1 protein-coding gene is annotated in these 592 nt (G+C 60.3%); it reads right to left on the reverse strand.

The annotated features are described in order from the left end of the window. Positions 1–124 precede the first annotated feature (124 nt). Positions 125–592, reverse strand: a 468-nt coding sequence (locus OQK_RS01390) for a TAXI family TRAP transporter solute-binding subunit (RefSeq protein WP_016770773.1), incomplete at its 5' end; no start/stop codon positions are given.

The raw sequence follows: 592 nt of genomic DNA on the forward strand, positions 1-592 counted from the left end.
GTTTTCGGCCAGTCCCGTGGGTTCGCGGAAATACCGTGATGCTCGTCACTCATTGCCTGCCTTCCTCATCACCACGCAAGGGAATCGACGCTGCAGTGGCCGTTACGCCACTGCGCACAAGCGCTTATAAGGCGCCTTTTTCCTTGTAGTAGCGCTCGGCCCCGGGGTGCAGCGCGATCGGCAGGTTTTTCGCAGCCGCTTCCAGCTTGATGTCCTTGGCCGCCGAATGGGAGTTACCCAAGCGCCCCAGGTTGTCGAACAGCAGGCGGGTCATGTCATAGACGACGTCATCGGGCAGGTCGGCGCGGGTCACCAGAATATTGGTGATTGCCACGGTGGGCACGGCTTCGGCCTGTCCGTCGTAGGTGTTGGCCGGGATCATTGCGCTCTGGTAGGCCGGATTGCCGATTTTTGCCACCACTTCACTCGGGATCGCCACGTAGTTCAGCGGCATCACCGACGACAGGTCGCGAATGGCGGCCATGCCCAGTCCCGACGATTGCAGGGTGGCATCCAGTTGCCGGTTCTTGATCAATTCCACCGATTCGGCGAACGGCAGATATTGCACCTTGCCCATGTCCTCGTAGGTCAG

The organism is Pseudomonas sp. R62, assembly GCF_000257605.1.
GTDB classification, from domain to species: domain Bacteria; phylum Pseudomonadota; class Gammaproteobacteria; order Pseudomonadales; family Pseudomonadaceae; genus Aquipseudomonas; species Aquipseudomonas atacamensis.